Source organism: Candidatus Koribacter versatilis Ellin345, from assembly GCF_000014005.1.
Taxonomy (GTDB): domain Bacteria; phylum Acidobacteriota; class Terriglobia; order Terriglobales; family Acidobacteriaceae; genus Korobacter; species Korobacter versatilis_A.
The window spans coordinates 1804695-1821290 of sequence record NC_008009.1 but is presented as its reverse complement, the minus strand read 5'-3'; the positions used below and the strand labels follow the sequence as shown (position 1 = coordinate 1821290).

9 protein-coding genes are annotated in these 16596 nt (G+C 59.7%); 5 read left to right on the top strand and 4 right to left on the bottom strand.

Features of this window, described 5'->3' with window-relative positions; genetic code table 11:
• Positions 1-12: 12 nt before the first annotated feature.
• Entirely contained in the window at positions 13-1908 is a 1896-nt protein-coding gene (locus ACID345_RS07700; RefSeq protein WP_011522300.1) for a multicopper oxidase domain-containing protein, read from the bottom strand.
• Between the two features lie 451 nt (positions 1909-2359).
• Positions 2360-2626, bottom strand: coding sequence for a hypothetical protein (locus tag ACID345_RS07695; protein ID WP_011522299.1), 267 nt, complete (start codon positions 2624-2626; stop codon positions 2360-2362).
• Between the two features lie 192 nt (positions 2627-2818).
• Here ACID345_RS07695 and ACID345_RS07690 point away from each other — a divergent pair, with 192 nt between their 5' ends.
• Together ACID345_RS07690 and ACID345_RS07685 are read left to right on the top strand one after the other, a co-directional pair.
• Positions 2819-4567 (top strand): TonB family protein, encoded by a 1749-nt coding sequence (locus tag ACID345_RS07690; protein WP_011522298.1) that lies wholly within the window; start codon positions 2819-2821, stop codon positions 4565-4567.
• A gap of 65 nt (positions 4568-4632) precedes the next feature.
• Complete coding sequence (locus tag ACID345_RS07685; RefSeq protein ID WP_011522297.1) at positions 4633-5931, top strand: amidase; 1299 nt, start codon at positions 4633-4635, stop codon at positions 5929-5931.
• 136 nt (positions 5932-6067) lie between these two features.
• On the opposite strand, the gene ACID345_RS07680 is transcribed toward ACID345_RS07685, so the two are convergent.
• Both ACID345_RS07680 and ACID345_RS07675 read right to left on the bottom strand, forming a co-directional pair.
• Positions 6068-9676, bottom strand: coding sequence for an alpha-amylase family glycosyl hydrolase (locus ACID345_RS07680; RefSeq protein ID WP_011522296.1), 3609 nt, complete (start codon positions 9674-9676; stop codon positions 6068-6070).
• 180 nt (positions 9677-9856) lie between these two features.
• Complete coding sequence (locus tag ACID345_RS07675; RefSeq protein ID WP_011522295.1) at positions 9857-11893, bottom strand: M13 family metallopeptidase; 2037 nt, start codon at positions 11891-11893, stop codon at positions 9857-9859.
• Positions 11894-12108: 215 nt separating this feature from the next.
• Here ACID345_RS07675 and ACID345_RS07670 point away from each other — a divergent pair, with 215 nt between their 5' ends.
• The 3 genes from ACID345_RS07670 to glnD are packed head-to-tail and all read left to right on the top strand — an operon-like array spanning position 12109 to position 16491.
• The gene (locus ACID345_RS07670; protein ID WP_011522294.1) at positions 12109-13527 is read left to right on the top strand and encodes an ammonium transporter; all 1419 of its coding nucleotides are present in this window, start codon (positions 12109-12111) and stop codon (positions 13525-13527) included.
• Between the two features lie 32 nt (positions 13528-13559).
• Positions 13560-13898 (top strand): P-II family nitrogen regulator, encoded by a 339-nt coding sequence (locus ACID345_RS07665; RefSeq protein ID WP_041856417.1) that lies wholly within the window; start codon positions 13560-13562, stop codon positions 13896-13898.
• Positions 13870-16491 carry a [protein-PII] uridylyltransferase gene (gene glnD / locus ACID345_RS07660; RefSeq protein ID WP_011522292.1) on the top strand — a complete coding sequence of 874 codons (2622 nt, stop codon included), beginning with the start codon at positions 13870-13872 and terminating at the stop codon, positions 16489-16491. Before ACID345_RS07665 ends, glnD begins: the two co-directional genes overlap by 29 nt.
• The last annotated feature ends 105 nt before the right edge of the window (positions 16492-16596 follow it).

Genomic DNA, 16596 nt, shown 5'->3' with positions numbered 1-16596 from the left:
CACGTCTTTCGGCTATTGCTTTGACTGTACTGCCAGTTGAACCGCGTCCGAGGAGGAATCGCTGTAGACGTCGTCGCCGTTGTATCGCACCGAGAGCTTGTGCTCTCCGGGCTTGCGAAAGGTTGTGGTGTAGGTCGCGACGCCGTCTTCAATCGTGAACACCGGATGTCCGCCGCCGTCGATCACAAACTCGACGAAACTCGCGGGCGCCGCGTCCTTCTTCAGACCGGCGAGCTGCGCCGTAAAAGTCACCGGAGTGCCCGCTACAGGCTCTTTCGGATTGATATCGAACGTTATGCGCGTCGGCACGGCGGGAGGTAGCACTTCCAGTTTGGCCATCATGCCAGAATCTTCATGCGCAAGAATGTGGCAATGGAACGGGAAGATCCCGATGATCGTCGGGTCGCGGAAATCCATGCGTAGCGTGACGGAGGGGAAAGGCCCAGTTCCCTTCCAGTACGGCAGAGTGACGGTGTCGCGAACTGCAGGATCGCTGACTGGCTCATCGTTGATCTTGATGACTTTGAAGTGGACCTGATGGATGTGGAAGGTGTGGTCTTCGCGCGCCGTGTTCCGGATGTGCCATTCTTCCACGGTTCCCTGCCGCACTTTGAATTTAGGCTCGTCTGTAAAGCGGAAGCGGGCGTGCATTCCGGGATCGGTTGAAATGAAGAAGCTGGTGTTCGCGTCGTCTTTGCTGAGCTCTTCGCTGAAGACGAGTTTGCGCAGCGCGACTGGCTTTTCCGATAACAGCCCGTCGAATGCGAGCGGCGACGCTATACGGGCCGAGAGTGTCTTGCCCACCGATGGCAGCGTGGCGCTATCACTGGCAACAATCTTCGCGATGGGACGCGCGGGATCGCTGTCGCCAGCTGGACCGGTGTCGTGCTTGCGGGTGACCAGCATCGCGGTTTGGCCTGCATCAGGAGCAGTGAAGACGACTTCGACACGCGCGCCGGGATCGAGAGAGAGCGTCTGCTGGGTTAGGTTTGAACCTTTGGGCAGAGGCACGCCATCCACCGCGTACACCTGCAACGGCTGCGGAACGTCGTTGACGAGAACTTGTAGATCGAGCAGCGCATCGGCGGCGGCGTTCAACACGCGCCACAATTCTTTCTGCTTCGGACGCGTCTCGATGACCGAAGGCGCGTAGCCCGGATATTTCACTTCGACATAGTTGAGCGAGAGGTCCCACGACGGCTTGTTGGGATCGTTCTTTACCGCTGCCTGGGTTGCATTGAGCTTTTGGTCGCGAACGACGAGCAAGCGCTGCGGCAATGCTGCGAGTTCGGGATTGACCTGCTCAATGCCGTCCACGACGAGCGCAGCGCTGGCGCCACCCTGCACCTGCAACTCGGTGAACCCATGCGGATGCGGGTGATACCAATACAGTCCCGGCGGCTGGTTCTTCGGAATCTGAATGACGTAATCGAAATCTTCATTCGGCTGGACGAGAGTGTTGAGCACATCGTCCTGGTGGCAGACAGGCGGCAAGGTTGTGCCGTGGAAGTGAATGTTGGTGGAAGACCCGGTCATCTCGCCGCCACCACAGCCCTGCATCTTGTCCTTGCCATGGATATGCACTGCCGGCGCCGAAGATGGAGGAACTTTGTTGGTGAGATGGAGTACTAGTTTGTCGCCGGGGAGAACGTGCAGCGTGGGGGCGAGCGCACCGCGGTCGGTGAGATAGCAGAACCGGGCCTCACCTGCGACGTCGGAGCGTTCGAAGGTCAGGTTCGCTTCGAGCAGGCCGTTTTTGGAAAAAACTTCTGGCGGATTTACGACGGTTGATCCCTCAGCGACGTGAGGGCATTTGCCGGCGGCCACAGACTGTGCCGAAACCGGGGAGACTGCGCTGCAGAGAGAGAATGCAATTGCGAGGACAACGAGAGCGGGTTGTTTACGCACTGGTTCCCGATTCCTGGCTAAAGATGTTCCATTTTGCAGGCAGTTGATTCGGGAGTCCAGTGGTGAATGCGATGGGCCATGTGCTCGGTGAAATCGCAGGGGCTAAAGCCCCGAACTTCTTGGCGAGCTTTTCGGCATCGCTAAAGCGATGCCCTGATACAAAGCAATCCAACATGCACAAATGATGGCCTGAACAAACCAAATGCGCATGTTCGAGCGATGGCCTCATACAAACTAAATCCCGCATGCGTACAAGCGATGGCCTGGTACAAAGGGGCCTGCGTCGTTCTGTCCAGACGCACGAATGCGTGCACGTTGATCACGTGCACGCACTGGTGAAAATCTGAGGTGAAAGCTTTAGGTTGGCCGGCCAGATCGAGGTTCGTTGAGGACCCTGCTTGCCAGAGGGGGGAATGGTGGCGAAGCTCGGCGCAACGAAGCGACTAGTGGTTTATGGCCACGCCTTCTTCTTGTTTCCACCCTGGTCGAAGTTGTTGTTCTTCTGCTGGGGGTGGTTATCTCCGGAGGCAACAGCGGCTGCCTTGGCGGAGAGTTCGGGGGCGACGAGGTCAGCCAAAGGGTTACCTTCGTCGTCATCATTCAGGATGCGCGCAGCGCTTTGCAGCGTCTCGATATCGCGCTCCAGTTTGGCGATCTGGGCGCGTAGCGCCTCGATCTGCAGTTCTTTGTCGTGGATCTTCTCTAGAAGGGTCTTCATGGCCACCTCGTGAGGGGCGAATTTAAGGCACTTGAACGGGGCATGTCAAGGTTCCTAACGATACTCACTAGTAACCCGGTAATGACCTTTCGTAATAGTACAGAATTGCTGGATTAGACACTATAATTCGTCCCACTTGTGGTACGAGCATGAATTCGTACAACAGGATGACCCAGCATCCAAGAGCCCACTATGCCTGATTCTGTAACAAAGGACTCGGAATTCGAGATCCAGTATCCGCCCTCAATACTCGAAGACGTCACAAAACTCGTTCAACGGGTTCAGACGTTTACGGGAGCGGCCGGCGCAGCGATCGCGCTGCGCGAGGGGGAGGACATGGTTTGCCGCGGCAGCCGCGGCAACAACGCCCCCGACGTTGGAATGGTTCTAAGCACCGACGGAACGTTCACTGGCCTGGCCGTTACCGGAATGAAAGCGGTGCGTTGCGACGACACCGAAAATGATTCGCGCGTCGACCCCGAAATCAGCCGCGCCCTCCGCATCAAGTCGATGGCCGTAGTGCCCGTACTGAGCGGAATGCGCGTCAGTGGCGTGATTGCGACGTTCTCGAGCGCTGCCAGTGCCTTCAGCGACACTCATATGGCCGTCCTCAAGACGATGGCCGATGGCTTGGGCGCTTCGATCCAGCGCTTCCTGGAAGTCCAGGGAATTAGCACCGGCGCACCGATGGTCTCCGCCGCGGCAGCAGCCGCACCGGCCCCGGTCGCCAGGCCGCAGGTTGCACCGCCACCTCCGCCGCCTCCGGCGCCCAAGGTGGAAGCACCGCGTCCGGCACCGCCGCCACCACCGGCTCCGCCGAAAATTGAAGCTCCGCGCCCAACACCGCCGCCTCCGCCGGCACCGAAGATTGAAGCTCCGAAGCTGGCCCCGCCGGCGCCTGCTCCGATGCCAGTTGCCGCCGCTCCAGCGCCTGCAGTCGAGCGCGCTCCTGAGCCGCCGAAGCCACCGCCGCAGCCACCGAAGCGGCAGGAACAGAAACAGCAGGGCAAATGGAAACCGGTAGCGCCTCCGAAGCAGGAGGAAGAGGCTCCGGTGATCGAGAAGCCCGCGCCGAAGCCGGAACCCAAGGCGCAACCGAAGCCGGAACCGAAACCTGAGCCCAAACCGCAGCCGAAGGCCGAGCCGGTCATCGCTGCCCCCTCGTTCAGCTACGAAGCGAAAACCGAGGAAGGCGAAGGCGGCGGAAACAAGGGCATGATTTTCGGCGGCGTCGCAGCCGCAGTGCTGGTAATCGCGATCGGCGGATACTTCATGATGGGCAAGAAGTCGAGCCCAGCGCCTGCTCCGCCCACTACTACGACGCAACCGGCGCCTGAGAACACCGCGAACACAACGCCCGCCTCCAACGTAACTGGAACGGTGACGACTGGAGCAAACCCCGCGGCCGCAAACAACACCAAGCCGCAGGACCAGGGCAAGAACAACAACAACACGACCGCCAGCAAGCCGGAAGAGCAGCAGCAGGCGAAGCCGGCAGCCGCTCCGCTGGTTGTAGGCTCCGCACCTTCGGCGAGCAACAAGCCGCAGCAGGTTGCAGATGTCTCCGCGCCCTCGCTGAACCTGGCAGGCGCAGCCGGTGCGGGTCCGAATCTTGACGTTCCGGTAACCAGCTCAGCGCCGAAGCTTTCCGCTCCTGCGCCGGCCAATGCCGTAATCGTTCCAAGCCGCCTGGTCCAGCGCGTGAACCCGAACTATCCGCAGTCCGCCAAGCAGTACCGCATTGAAGGCGCGGTAACGCTGAGCGCGACCATCGGATCTGACGGACACGTGAAGGACGCGAAAGTACTGAACGGGCCGCCGATGTTGCGCGACTCCGCACTCAACGCAGTTCGCCAATGGAAATATGCTCCTTCCACGGTGAACGGGCGTCCAGTCGAATCGAGCGTACAGATCGTGCTCCAGTTCAAGATGCCTAGCTAACTGATTCCACAATTCACCACGAGGGCGCCGCACAGGCGCCCTTTGTATTTGTGGGATGATGAGGCATGCATCGGTGGTCACTAGAGGCGCTGAACGCGGAGATTCGCAGTGGCCGGATTCCCTTCTCAAGCGCGATCGAATATTTTCTCGCGCGTATCGAGCGGCACGCGGAGTTGAATGCGTACATCTCCGTCGCGTGCGAGTTCCCGACCATCTCGACGGCCGGTTTGGGTGGCGTTCCTATCGCAATTAAAGATCTTCTCAACATCGAAGGCCAGGAGACAACGGCGGCGAGCAAAGTGCTTGCCGGCAACGTTGCGGGCGCAGATGCAGAGGTGATCTCGCGCTTGCGCGGGTTGGGTGCGTGTTTAATCGGCAAAACCAATCTGCATGAGTTTGCGTATGGCGGCAGCGGCATGATCAGCGCGTATGGCCCGGGGAAGAACCCTTGGAACATGGAGCACATCACGGGTGGATCGTCGTCGGGGTCGGCGGCAGCCGTAGCGGCGGGGCTGTGCGCGGCGGCGATCGGGACTGACACGGCGGGCTCGATTCGCTTGCCCGCGAGTCTCTGCGGGATCGTGGGATTCAAGCCAACATACGACGCAATTTCAACCGAAGGCGTCATTCCACTCTCGGTTTCCTACGACCACGTGGGTCCGATGACACGAAGCGTGGAGGATGCGCGGTATCTTTTCAGCGCGATGAGCGGCACGGAACTGCCCGCGCAGAAACGCGAAGGCAAGTTGCGCGTGGGAATTCCCGAGACGTTCTTCTATAGCGATCTCGATCCCAGCGTCGCAAAGGCGATGGATGAGGTGCTCGATGCGGTGCGGGCCGCGGGACATGAGATCGTGCGGCGAGATTTCGAAGTTGATGAGGATCGTACACTCGCTTCGTATGAGTCGTATGCCTATCACAGGAAATGGGTGGAGGAATGTCCGGAGCTGTATCAGCCGGAGACGCTGCGGAGGATCAAGAGCGGCGAGAAAATCACATCGGAAGCTGCGGGCGACGCGGCTTCGAGGTTGAAGGTAGAACGCACGGGAGCGGCAGAGGTTTTCACCGGCATCGATGTGATGCTCACGCCGACTGTGCCAATTCTGCCGCCTCGGATTGCGGATTTGCTCGAGAAACCGGAGACGTTGCGGCCGGCGGAGCTCTTGATGCTGCGTAATACGCGGCCATTCAACGTGCTGGGCGTTCCGACGATCAGCGTGCCATGGGATCTGTCGCCGAGCGGGTTGCCGATTGGCATTCAGTTGGCGGCGGCGCCGAAGAGGGATTACGAACTGCTCGACATCGCGGAGGAATTCGAGAAGATGTCGCCGTGGCGAGGGCGCGTGCCGGCGGGATTCGAGTAGTGCAGGGGCTAAAGCTCGGTGTTTTTTTGGCGGTTACGGCACGACTAAAGTCGTGCCTTTCACGTGTGTCGCTGCGAAGCCAGTTTTGTGGCAGCCTGTAAAGTCGTGCCCTTTCACAAGTCTCGCTTCGATGACCTCAGGCTTTTGACGGCTGTTTTTCTTTTACAACCGCGGTTGCCGCGTCGAAGAGGCCGTCGAGTTGATAGCCGACATCGGCAGCGGCTTTTGTACGGGCTTCGATTTGTTCTTCGACGGTTTCGACCGTGGTTGGGTCGGGCTTCGGCGCGGCTGCGATTGTTAGCAGCGCGGGCAGCGCCATCCACCACAGCAGTTGCTCGAACGATTCCTTGTTGAAGTAGCGGACGTCCTGGTAGGCGTGCACGCCGATAAGCCATGCGACCTCAGGATCGTGCATCCAGCTGAAGGGTGCTTTGGCTTTCTTCAAATCGGAACCCGGCGCCCACGGTTTATGAGCGAGGATGGTGCGAATGCGAGCAGCTACGCGCCAACGTTCGTCGCCGTGGAGCCCGAGATGTTGGAGGGCCTCTGCGATCGGCTCGCGTAGCCGTTGCTCATTAATGATGCGCGATGCAGCACATTCCGCGTCGGTTGGATCGGCGTACTCGCCGAGCGCGAGGAGAGCGGACCACGCCGCAACTGCCGCCCATATCTGCGGGAGCTTTTCTTTCGCGACCTCAGCCGTCGGCAGCATTTTGTGGGCTTCTGACGGCCATGGCGTACTGAACTGTTTTTCAACTTCCCCGAGTTTTTGCGCGAGTTTCAGGCGCTCTTCGAAGTTAGACACGGCGCTCTTGATGTCGCCATTCCATGGCTCGGCGCCGGTGGACGCCGCGCGCTTGTGGTCAGTCGCCGCAAGTTGACGCGCACGCTCCAGGAACGTCTGAACGCGAGTGCTCAGCTCGGCCGGAAGTTTGCGGCCGTCGTCGGTGACCTCGACCGTTTTCTTTGCAGGCTTCTTCCCTGCTGCCGGTTTTCGGTACAGAGCCTCGATCATCACCGGATGAATGACCTCGAGCAACGCGTCGTGCACCGGCTCAAGCTGCAGGGTGCGCAATGCGTCTTCGAGACTGGAAACACCGCGGCCCGCGAGCTGGTGGCAGAGCGTGCTCCACGGATGCGTGGCGTCGTCGCGCAAATCACGCCAGTCGAGGAAGACGTGGTATTGGTAGGCGCTGAGGTGGAAGTGCAGGCCCTTTTCGGCGAGATCGCGCGCGCTGTGCAGGTATTCGAGGCCCGAAATTGCGTCGCGCACGGCGAGAAAGATCGAGTGATCGGCGGCAACGCCGAACGATTCCGAGAGCGATTTCTGGCGCAGGTTGCGGCCGCCGTCGCCGGTCTTTTCCGCGTAGGCGCTCGAGATGCGCACCCAGCCGCTGGTGCTACCGAACTTGTTGTTGAAGACGATCAGCGCGCGGTCGTTGCCGAGACGGTTGGAGTAGGCGAAGACGTTTTCGTCCACGTGACCCTGGTCGGCGTAGAAGTCGTAGAGCAGGAAGTTCTGCACCTCGGCGAAGAGCGCGCGGCGATGCAGTAGCGGCGATATCTCGCGCTCGTGTCGCGCGACGAGCCAGTTATCGGGCGTCTCGTCGTGATAGGCCTTGCGATACTCCATGCCGTAACGCTCGTTGAAGCCTTCAATCTGGCCGTGCCCGAACATGGGCAGGCCGGGGATGGTGGACATCATCATGGCGATGCCGAAATACTTGTCGCCTTTTCCGAACTGATCCACGGCGGTGCGCTCGTCGGGGTTGTTCATGAAGTTGACGTAGCGTTTGAGGATGTCGGGATCGAACTCGATGGTGTTCTTGATCACCGACCGATAGTTGGCGTTCTCTTCGTCGCGCAGCATGTTCATGAACGCCGAGTTGTACACACGGTGCATGCCGAGGGTGCGAACGAAATAACCTTCGAGCAACCAGAAGGCTTCGGCGAGCAGCAGCGTGCCGGGGACTTCGACGGCAACACGATCGACGACTTCGCGCCAGAACTCGTTTGGCATGGAGCGATCGAATTCGGGTTTCGTCAGGCCGTGCTCGGCGCGGGAGGGAATGCCGCCGCCGCTGCCGGGCTGAGGGAACCAGAGCCGCTGGTAGTGCTGCTTGGTCAAAGTCATCGCGGCGTCGAAGCGGATGATTGGCGACAATCGCGCGACATGAAGGATTTGCTGGATGACGGCTTCGCGGACTTCCGGGTTCAGGTAGTTAAGCTGAGCGGTGTCGTTCCACGGGAAGCTGGTGCCATCGTTGCCGTGATAGATGAAGCGGGTGTCGTTGGACCAGCGATCGCGGCGCATGAAGGTGACAGCAGCGTCGGTGCGGTTGTAGTAGTGGTCCTCGATTTTCACCTCGACGCGGCCATCGTCGGAAACATCGGGGCCGTGATACGTGTAGGCCGGATACGGCGGATACGGAACGCTCAAGAACCATTCAGGATGCTCGAAGATCCACTTCGAATCGATACCCATGTGGTTCGGCACCATATCGGTACCGAGGCGGATGCCGCGCTGCCAGGCACGATCGCGCAGGCGAATGTATGCCTCTTCCCCACCGAGATCGTGGGCGATGGTGTAGTCGTAGAGCGAGTACGCAGACGCCGCGGCTTCGGGATTTCCGGTGAGCTGCTTGATGCGCTGCGAGGCCTTGCTGCGCTCCCACACGCCGATTAGCCACAAGGCGTTGAAGCCGCGACGGGCCATGGCGTTCAGCTCCTCGTCAGGCACTTCGTCGAGGCGGTGAATGCGGCGCTGGTAGAACTTGGAGAGCTGGTCGAGCCAGACGAAGCTGCTCTTGGCGAGCATGACGGTCTTAGGCATCCAGTCGACGTCGGGGCTGAAGCGTTCGTACTCGGGTTCTTTTTCGCTCACGGTAAAGTGCGGAATGGAAGCGGCGCTGGAGTCGCCTTCCATGTGCTTCGTATTGTGAATGCGTTCTTCGCGCGGATGGAACTGCATCCAGATGGCGAGCTCTTCTTCTTTCAGAATGTCGAGCGCGGTGAGCATGCGGCGAATCATGTCGCCGAGGACGCTGGTCCACTTCTTCTCGATGAAGGCAAGCTGGCCTTCGAGGGAGTCGGGTGAAGCGAGCGCTGGAGCGCGGAGCATCGCGACGAGGTTTTGGTTGTCGGGGCCGAACCTGGGACGCGTCTCGAAGTACTCCCCGAAGGATTTGTGGATCGAAGGGTAGACGGTGCTCTTCGCGAGTTCGACGTCGTCAAAGAGCTCACAGAACTTTGCGAAGGCTGGGTTCGCGTTGGCGAGCCACAGCATCATCATCTCTTCCAGAGCGATGGCACGATGAGGAGTGCCGTCGGTGCTCTGTTGCAGCCACTCGGCTGGCTTGGTCTTGCCTCGATAGACGTCGATTCCGGGAAAACTCTCGGTGAACGTGAGCAGCGTCTTGTCCAGAGCTTCGCGCCCGAGCCGCTGCTCGAACCAGGGGAGTGCGTCGGTCATGGCCTTGGGATCAGCTTCGCGGCGGTATTGCGCGATGACGGCATGGAGCGCTTCGTCAATGAGGCCCATGGCATTGAGTGACCCGGGATGCATGGCCTGGTCGGGGTACTGTGCTGCCTTCCGTATCGTATTGACCTGGTTGGCGAACTTGCGGACGGCTGCGACGTTGGCGAACAGCACGTTTCCGGTCCACGAGAACAGCTCCTCGTCGAAGCGGTACTTGTCGCGCACAGCGCGCGAGACGTGGAACTCAAACTTCGGGCAATTTGTCATCACGTTATTAGAGTAAGACTTTCACTCAAATGCTGTTAGCGAACGGACCGAAAACCGTAGGAAATCTTGGCGGGATAACGATATAGAGGAAAGGGCGCGGCGGCAACCCGGGGGGGGAATTGGGGATTCGGGAATGAGAAAGGGCCGGAATTGCTCCGGCCCTGATCTCTGCTGATACGGCTACCAGACGTGACAGACTTTGTCAGCGGCTTTCACCATCGGTGCGTCAGCCTTGCAGGCGAACGCTTTGCCGAACTCCGGCATGTTTACGACCACGCCGTTGATGCGGTACTTACCCGGTGAGTGCGGATCGGTTTTGGCGTGGACGCGCAGGTTCTCCGGACGATCGTTTTCGCAGACCCACTGCGCGTAGCCGACGAAGAAGCGCTGGTCAGGCGTAAGGCCGTCACGATCTTCCAGCTTCATGTCCTTCGTTTTGTCCTTCCACGCGACGTAGGCGAGGATTTCGCCGCCGAGGTCGGCAACGTCTTCGCCTTCCGTCAGCTTGGAGTTGATGTGGATGTCGTCGACGACAACGTAGGTCGCGTACTGGTCCACAACGCAGTTGGCGCGCTTCACGAACTCATCGGCGTCCTGCTTCGTCCACCAATCTTTGAGGTTGCCCTGGGCGTCGAACTGACGGCCTTCGTCGTCGAAGCCATGGGTCAGTTCGTGGCCGATGGTGCCGCCGGTGTTGCCGTAGTTCGGGGCATCATCCATCTTGGCGTCGTAGAGTGGCGGCTGTAGAACGCCGGCCGGGAAGTTGATGTCGTTCATCTGCGGATTGTAGTAGGCGTTGACGGTGGGCGGCGTCATGCCCCACTCGCCGCGGTCTACCGGCTTGCCGACCTTGTTCCAGTCGCGATGGGACTCAAACGCGATGGCGCGCGAGACGTTGCCGTAGAAGTCGAGGGGCTTGATGTCCACGGAGCTATAGTCGCGCCACTTGTCGGGATAGCCGATCTTGTTGCGGATGGACTTCAGCTTGACCATCGCCTGTTCTTTCGTTTTCGGGCTCATCCAATCGAGTTGCTGGATGCGGACGGCCATGGCGTCTTCGATACGGCGCGTCATATCGACCGTGGACTCTTTGAGTTCCGGCGAGAAGGTGCGCTTCACGTATTCCTGGCCGAGGGCTTCGCCGAGGAGCATGTCGGTCCATTCGACGCAGCGCTTCCAGCGCGGCTGCTGCTCTTTGGCGCCGCGCAGGTAGGCACGGTAGAAGGCGAAGTTCTCGTCCACGAACGGCTTGGAGAGATAGGGCGAGCGCGAGTTCGCGACGTGGAAACGGAGGTAGGTTTTCCAGTCGGCGAGGCTGACGGACTTCATCTGGTCGCTAACGTCTTTGAAGAAGTCCTTGGTGCCGAGGTTCAGGACGTCCATCTTCGGCAGGCCGGAGGCGCTGAAGTATGCGGCCCAGTCGAAGTTTGGCGAGAGCTTCGCGAGTTCCGCCGGGCTCATCTTGTTTTTGACCTTGTAAGGATCGCGGCGATCGACGCGAGTAAGCGAGTGCTTTGCCAACTCGGTTTCGATCTTCATCACGACGGCCGATTCTGCCTTCGCCTTGTCAGGACTGTCGCCGAGGAGCTCGAACATTTTCTGAACGTGCTCGAGGTACTTGGCGCGATCTGCCTTGGACTTGGCGTCGTCGTTGAGGTAGTAGTCGCGGTCGGGCAAGCCGAGGCCGCCTTGGTCGAGGCCGACGATCTGCATCTCGGAGTTATCGGGGTCCTGCATGGAGCCGCCGCCAAAGAGCGCGCTTACGCCGCCGATGTGGAGCTTGGCGAGCGTGGGCGGAAGGTCCTTAATGCTCATGAGAGAGGTAACGGCGTCGAGGTCGGCCTGCATTGGCTTGGCGCCGGCGTCGTTGATGGTGGCTTCTTCCATGCACGCGCCGTAGAAATCACCGATCTTTTGCGCGACGGGAGTGCGGTCTTTCTCGCGTGCGTCCTGAACGAGGATTTCGCGCAGGAAGGTGAGGTTGTCCTCATAGAGCTTGCCGTAAACGCCCCAACTGGTCTGGTCGGGTGGGATGGGGTTCTTTTTCATCCAGCCGCCACAGGAATAGGTGTAGAAGTCTTGGCAGGGATCGATGGATTTGTCCATCGCAGTGATATCGAGACCTGGGGTGTACGGGAGGGTGGGTTCGGTAGGTTGTTGGGCGATAGCGACGCTAACGAGAAAACAGCAGGAGAGCAGAAGTGCTGGTAGACGCAACGTTTACCTCCATTTAATGCGGCAAATGAGGATAGCAGGAGGGGCATCTGCCTGAAAACATTGAAGGAGGGGGTGGGACGAGCCGCGGGAAATCCGACGCGAGCGGCTCATAACGAATCCTGATAACGGCAATCAAGACTTTGAATTTCCCCATGCCGCCGTGAGCCTGTAAGAAAGAGAGCATCCCCGTGTTCCGTCTTCGGAGAATGCCCAGAATGCGTCGAGTGGTTGCGAAACTTCTTCTCGGTCTAACCTTGCTCGCTTTCGCTGCGCCGCTGGTGAGCGCGCAAACCGCTGCAACGCCTCCAGATCGAATCGCTCAACTAGAAGCCAAAGTTACCGATGCCAAGAATTCGGCGGACAACGCCTGGATGCTGGTTTGCGCCGCCCTGGTACTGATGATGACTGCGCCGGGACTGGCGCTGTTCTATGGTGGCCTGGTGCGCAAAAAGAACGTGCTGGCGACGATGCTGCAGAGCTTCTCGATGATGGCGATCATCACCGTTCTGTGGGCGTTGATCTTGTATAGCCTGGCGTTCGGCTCGGGAAGTTCGTTCATCGGCGGCTGGCACAACGCGTTTTTGCACGGCGTGGGGCTGGCCCCCGACACGGATTATGCGCCGACCATTCCGGCGCAGACGTTCATGATTTACCAGCTGATGTTCGCGATCATTACGCCGGCGCTGATCACCGGCGCATTCGCGGAACGGATGAAGTTCAGCGCGATGGCAGTGTTCATGGTGCTGTGGTCTCTGATTGTTTACGCACCGATGGCGCACATGGTTTGGGGGAAGGGCGGACTGCTGAACGCTTCGCTGGGCGGCAGGTTCCCGACCCTGGATTTCGCGGGTGGAACGGTGGTGCACATAACTTCCGGTGTCTCGGCACTGGTGTGCGCGCTGTATCTCGGGAAGCGTATTGGATATCCGAAGGAGCCGATGCCGCCGCATAGCGTGGTGCTGAGCTTTATTGGCGCAGGATTGCTTTGGGTGGGCTGGTTTGGATTTAACGCGGGCAGTGCGCTATCGGCGGGAACGCTGGCGACGAGCGCGTTTGTGGCGACCCACTTTGGCGCGGCGGCGGCGGTGATTGGCTGGTCGGCGGCAGAGTGGCTCCACAACGGCAAGCCGACTACGCTGGGCGCGATCTCGGGCGCGGTGGCGGGGCTGGTGGCGATTACACCGGCGGCGGGCTTCGTCAGCCCTATGTCAGCGCTGTTTATCGGCCTGCTGGCAGGTGCCTTCTGCTTCACGATGGTCGCCTTCGCGAAAGCGAAGTTCGGCTATGACGATTCGCTGGACGCCTTCGGCGTACACGGCGCGGGCGGAACGCTCGGTGCAATCCTGACTGGCGTGTTCGCGTCGAGCGCGATCAACCCGATGTTCAAGGATGCGAGGGGCAATCCCCTACCCTCGGGTTTCATCGAAGGCAATTATCGCCAGCTATTGAACCAGGGCGTGGGCGTGGTGATTGCGTGGAGCCTGGCTATCGTGGGAACACTCGCGATTCTGTTCCTGGTGGACAAATTGATCGGCCTGCGCGTGAGTGAAGAACACGAGGTTGCAGGACTGGATATTTCGCTGCACGGCGAAGAGGGCTATTACTGGGAAGCTTCCATGAGTCAAAATTCGTAGTCTGATCTTTTCAAGGGAGACCAACCACGATGATGACGAAAGTGGAAGCCGTAATACAGCCTTCGAAACTTGATGCGGTGAAAGATGCACTGCTCGCGATCGGGATTGATGGCATGACGGTTCTAGAAGCCCGCGGCCACGGGCGACAAAAGGGACATACCGAGTTCTACCGCGGCCGCGAATACACAGTTGACCTCCTGCCGAAGATCAAGATCGAGCTGGTGGTGCCGGACGAGCGCACGGAGGAAGTGGTGAAAGCCATTGCCGATGCGTCGCGAACCGGCAAGATCGGCGACGGCAAAATTTTCCTCTCGCGCATTGACGATGCCATAAGGATTCGCAATGACGAACGTGGTCCCGGTGCCCTCTAACGATCCGACGATCGGCCCTGGCGGAACGTACGAAGACCTGCCTGTAAAAGAGTTGTATCGCCGCGAGTCGGCGCGCATCCAGCAGAAGTTCGAGGAAACGCGCCACGGGCCAGCCGTGCTCGAAGCGCGGACTGCGCTGGTGGATGACGTCATCCAGCGGTTGTGGAATACGCATCTTGCGAGCGCGTATCCGAAGGGCGTAGGTGTGGTCGCGATCGGTGGCTACGGGCGCAGTTCCCTGTTTCCCCACTCCGATATTGACCTGCTGTTTCTCTGCGAGAAGCCGGAAACTCCTGACTTGAAGGCGAAGATCCGCGCACTGTGCCAGGAGTTGTGGGACATGCGCATGCGGTTGAGTCCGACAACGAAGACGGTTGACGATTGCAGCAAGTTTGATTCGAACAACGCCGAAGGCACGATTGCCCTGATGGACGCGCGCTACGTGGCGGGTGAAGCGCAACTGCCCGAGTTTCTGCGCGGCAAGATTTTGCCGGCGACGATAGTGAGCGAGTCGCACACGATCCTGGAACAGTTGATCGAGGTCAACAACGAACGCAAGGCGAAGTACTCGAATACGATCTTCCACCTTGAGCCAGACCTGAAGGATTGCGTCGGCGGGCTGCGCGATTACCACCTGGGGTGCTGGGCGGCGCAGATTCACGGATTGATTAAGGAGGGTACGTGGATCGATCCGATGGAGTACCTGCCGAAATCGCTGCGTGGACAGACGGAGCGCGCGGTGGAGTTCCTGGATTCGGTGCGCTGCTTCCTGCACTACCGGTCGGGACGCGACGATAACAAGCTCTCGTGGGACGCGCAGGAGGAAGCGGCAAAGCTCGGCATGGGCGACCAGGCAGCCACCGCCGCGGAGTGGATGCGTAGCTACTTCCGCCATGCGCGGGTGCTCGACCGCTTCGCGGGAACGATGATCGAGAACGCAGCGTCGCAGAAGCCGACGCTGTTCAAACAAATCCAGAACTGGCGATCGCGGGCATCGAATGCGGACTTCACGGTGGTGAATGGCCGCGTGCGGTTGCAGCAGCCGGGTGCGATTGACGATCCCGACGTAATGATGCGGAGCTTCGAGTTTGTGGCGGAGCATGGGGTACCGCTGTCGGCGAGCGTGGAACACAAGATCGAAGAGAACCTGCCGCAAGTAGCGAAAAATGAGCTACCGGTGATCGACTGGTGGAGGCACCTGGGGTCGATCCTGATTCGTCCGCATGCGGGCGCGGCTTTGCGTGCGATGCAGCGCGTGGGATTGCTGAACGTCATCTTCCCGGAGTTCGCGAATATCGAGTCGCTGGTGCTGCGCGATCTGTATCACCAGTACACGGTGGATGAACACACGTTTATCGCGATTGACGCGCTGCATCAGCTCAGCGATTCGCAGTCGGAGGTCGAGAGCCGATTCCTCGCGTTGCTGGATGAGATTGAGCAACCCGAGCTACTGGTGCTGGCGATTCTGCTGCACGACATCGGCAAAGGCATCGAGAGCGATGACCACGTGAAGACGGGAGTTGAACTGGCGCGCAAGCGGCTGGAGACGGTCGGCATTACGCATCGCGATGCGGAGACGGTGTGCTTCCTGATCGCGGCGCATCTTGAAGCATCGCTGGCGATGCGGCGCGATATTTTCGACATTGCCAACATCCGCGATCTGGCGAACCGAGTGGGCACGCAGGACCGCCTGAAGATGCTCATCCTGCTGACCTATGCCGACATCAAGGCGGTGAACCGGCACGCGCTGACGCCGTGGAAGGCCGATAACCTGTGGCAGCTTTACATTGCGACGGCGAACTTCCTGTCGCACTCGGTCGATGAAGAGCGCTACCACGCCAATGCGGAAGATGAGCAATTGGGACGCATCCGGCTGCTCGCGCCGCAGTTGGGCAAAAAGCTCAAGCGCTTCCTGGAAGGAATTCCGCAGCGCTATATGAGCATTCATTCCGCGGAGGAGATCGCAGCGCACATCGAGATGGCGTCGAAGGTCTCGGGCAGCGGCGTGCAGTTGAAGTTAAACCGGCAGGGGCAGCTCTTCCTGCTGACCGTGGCGATGCAAGACCGGCCGATGATCTTCTGCAACATTGCAGGTGCGCTGGCGGCATGGGGCATGAACATCGTGAAGGCCGATGCGTTCGCCAACGGCGCGGGGATGGTGCTCGACACGTTCTACTTCGCTGACCAGTTCCGCACTCTCGAGCTCAACATGGAAGAGTGGACGCGCTTCCAGGAGAGCATCACCGATGTGTTGAGCGGCAAGGTGTCGCTTGAGACGCTGATGAAGCGGCGTCGCAACGATGTGAAGGGGCCGAAGGCGACCATCGAGACAAAACTACTGTTCGATGATCAGTGTTCGAGCCGCAGTACGTTGCTGGAGGTGGTGACGCCGGACCGTCCGGGGCTGCTGTATGAGATCAGCGCGGAATTGGCAAAGCTCACGTGCAATATCGAGGCGGCGTTGATTGATACCGAAGGGCGCACGGCGATCGACGTGTTCTATCTGACGCATCAGGGCAAGAAGTTGGAGAAGACGCTGCAGGAGAAGCTGCAGAAGGCGTTGGCGGCGACGATGGCGACCAGCAGGGGCTGAAGCCCGGATGTTCTAGAGCGGCATTTCGCTCGACTTAAGTCGTGCCCTGATACAAACCTGCTTCGAAACGAAGTTTTTTAGCAGCCTGTAACGTAGTGCCCTGAT